The following is a 3,455-nucleotide window of genomic DNA, read 5'->3' on the forward strand; positions in this document are numbered from 1 at the left end:
CAGCTGGTGCGCGATGCGCTGGCGCACGACGGCACGCTGCCCGACGCGACGCTCGTCGTATACGTGTCGCCACTGAAAGCGCTGTCGAACGACATCCACGTGAACCTCGATGCGCCGCTGGCCGGCATCGCCGAATCGCTCGCGCAACTCGGCCTGCCGGTGCCGGCGATCCGTACCGCCGTGCGCACCGGCGACACGACGCAGGCCGAGCGCGCCGCACTGCGCAAGCGCGCACCGCACATCCTCGTCACGACGCCCGAGTCGCTGTACGTGCTGCTGTCGTCCACGTCGGGGCGGCAGATGCTGTCGAACGTGCGCTCGGTCATCGTCGACGAAATCCATGCGCTCGCGTCATCGAAGCGCGGCAGCCATCTCGCGTTGTCGCTCGAACGTCTCGACGCGCTGGCTGGTCGTGCGCTGCCGCGCATCGGGCTGTCGGCCACGCAAAAGCCGATCGATGCGGTCGCGCGCTTCCTGGTTGGCGGCCCGGCTGACGCGCCGCGCGACTGCACGATCGTCGACACGGGCCACACGCGCGAGCGCGACCTCGCGCTCGAACTGCCGAACGTGCCGCTCGAACCCGTGATGGCAACCGACGTGTGGGAACAGGTGTACGACCGCATCGCCGGGCTTGCGGCCGCGCATCGCACGACGCTGGTGTTCGTCAACACGCGGCGCACCGCCGAGCGCATGGCGCGCCATCTCGCCGACCGGCTCGGCAAGGAGGCGATCGCCGCGCATCACGGCAGTCTCGCGAAGGAGCACCGCTTCGATGCCGAGCAGCGCCTGAAGCGCGGTGAACTGAAGCTGCTCGTCGCCACCGCATCACTTGAACTCGGCATCGATATCGGCGACGTCGATCTCGTCTGCCAGGTCGGTTCGCCGCGCGGGATCGCTCCGTTCCTGCAGCGCGTCGGCCGTTCGGGGCACCATGTCGGCGGCATACCGAAAGGCCGGCTGTTCCCGCTGTCGCGCGACGAACTCGTCGAGTGCGCCGCGCTGCTCGATTGCGTGCAACGCGGCGAGCTCGACGCGCTGCGTATTCCCGAAGCGCCGCTCGACGTGCTTGCACAGCAGATCGTCGCCGAAGTGGCGTGCACGGAATGGCAGGAAGACGCGCTGTATGCGAGCTTCACGCGCGCGGCGCCGTACGCACGGCTGACGCGCGAGCGCTTCGACGAAGTGATGAAGATGCTCGCCGAAGGCTTCACGAGCCGGCGCGGCGTGCGCGGCGCATACCTGCATCGCGACGTGGTCGGCGGCACCGTGCGCGGGCGCCGCAACGCGATGATGACCGCCACGACGTCCGGCGGCACGATCCCCGACATGGCCGACTACGCGGTGCTGCTCGAACCGCAGGGCATCCAGGTCGGCACCGTCAACGAGGATTTCGCGATCGAGAGCCTGGCCGGCGACGTGTTCCAGCTGGGCAACCAGTCGTACCGGATCATTCGCGTGGAAACGGGCCGCGTGCGTGTCGAGGATGCGCAGGGCCAGTCGCCGAACATCCCGTTCTGGCTCGGCGAGGCGCCGGGGCGCAGCGACGAGCTGTCGGCGGCGGTCGGCCGGCTGCGCGCGCGGCTCGACGGACTGTTCGCCGACGGTGACCGGCTGGCAGCGCATGGCAGGAGCCGCGAAAGCATCGTCGACGAGACTGGCAGGAAGTCCATGCCTCGCACCGATGCCAAAGCCGGCGCGAATGTGAAATCAAAGGCCGCCGGCACAGTCGATACGGATGCCTCGCTCGACTTGCGGCCCAACACAGTTGTTGCCGCCCCCGCCGAAAACCGTCTCGCGCCGGCGTTGCGCTGGCTCGTCGACGATCTGCATCTGTCACCCGGCGCCGCCCACCAGATCGCCGACTACCTCGCCCGCACCCGCGCCGCGCTCGGCGCGCTGCCGACGCAGGACACGCTCGTGATGGAGCGTTTCTTCGACGAATCGGGCGGCACGCAGCTCGTGATCCATTCGCCGTTCGGCAGCCGCATCAACCGCGCGTGGGGGCTCGCGCTGCGCAAGCGCTTCTGCCGCAGTTTCAACTTCGAGCTGCAGGCCGCCGCGACCAACGACGCGATCATCCTGTCGCTGTCGCTCGCACACAGCTTCGCGCTCGACGAAGTGTGGCGCTACCTGCGTTCAGCGAGCGCCGAGCACGTGCTGGTCCAGGCCCTGCTCGACGCGCCGATGTTCGGCGTGCGCTGGCGCTGGAACGCGACGACCGCGCTCGCGCTGCCGCGCTTCACCGGCGGCAAGCGCACCGCGCCGCAACTACAGCGGATGAAGAGCGAGGATCTGCTCGCGACCGTGTTCCCCGATCAGGTCGCGTGCCTGGAAAACATCGTCGGCGAGCGCGAGATTCCGCATCATCCGCTCGTCGACCAGACGCTCGACGATTGCCTGCACGACGCAATGGATACCGGTGGCTGGCTTGCGCTGCTGCGCCGGATCGAAAGCGGCGCGATCGAGCTCGTCGCGCGCGACCTGCCCGCGCCGTCGCCGCTCGCGGCCGAGATCCTGAACGCGAAACCCTACGCGTTCCTCGACGATGCACCGCTCGAGGAACGCCGCACGCAGGCCGTGCAGTCGCGCCGCTGGAGCGATCCCGAATCGGCCGACGATCTCGGCGCGCTCGACGCCGACGCGATCGATGCAGTGCGCGACGAAGCCTGGCCGCTCGTGCGCGACGCCGACGAAATGCACGACGCGCTGCTCACGCTCGCGTGCATCGCCGATGGCGAAGCGCGCAAACACGAAGGCTGGCTCGACCGGCTCGCGGAACTTGCCGAACGCCGCCGTGCGACGAAACTGGCCGCACCGGGCGGCGCCGCGCTGTGGGTGCCGGTCGAACGGCTCGTGTGCGTGCGTGCGCTGCATCCCGACGCGCGTATCACTCCGGCGCTCAAGGTGCCGGCCGCTTGCGCGCAGCCGTGGGAAGCGGATGCCGCGCTCGTCGACGTGATCCGCGCGCGGCTCACCGGCTTCGGCCCGCTGGCCCTCGATTCGATCGCAACACCACTCGGGCTCCCGCCTGCGTCGATCGCGACGGCGCTCGCGGCGCTGGAACGCGAAGGCTATGTGATGCGCGGCCGGTTCACGCCGGGCACGACGACGGACGAATGGTGCGAACGCCACCTGCTTGCGCGCATTCATCGCTATACGGTGAAGCGGCTGCGCCGCGAGATCGAGCCGGTCGAGCGCGCAGACTTCATGCGCTTCCTGTTTCACTGGCAACACCTGACGCCCGACACGCGCGGCACGGGCCGCGATGCACTGGCGGCCGTGGTCGAACAGCTCGAAGGCTACGAGGCCGCGGCGAGCGCATGGGAAGACGCGCTGCTGCCCGCGCGGCTGACCGACTACATGGCAGGCGGGCTCGACGAGCTGTGCCGCTCGGGCAAGCTCGTGTGGACACGCATCGGCGCACCGGCGCGCGCGGCCGGCACCCCCGTGAAGAC

The 3,455-nt window shown here is 69.6% G+C and carries 1 protein-coding gene; it reads left to right on the top strand.

Annotated features, from left to right (window positions below; genetic code table 11):
- Positions 1-3,455 (top strand): DEAD/DEAH box helicase (locus G3N99_RS36885; protein ID WP_206124822.1); only part of this gene is annotated, 3,455 nt, incomplete at both ends.

It is taken from the genome of Burkholderia sp. Ac-20392 (genome assembly GCF_017104585.1).
GTDB lineage: Bacteria > Pseudomonadota > Gammaproteobacteria > Burkholderiales > Burkholderiaceae > Burkholderia > Burkholderia lata.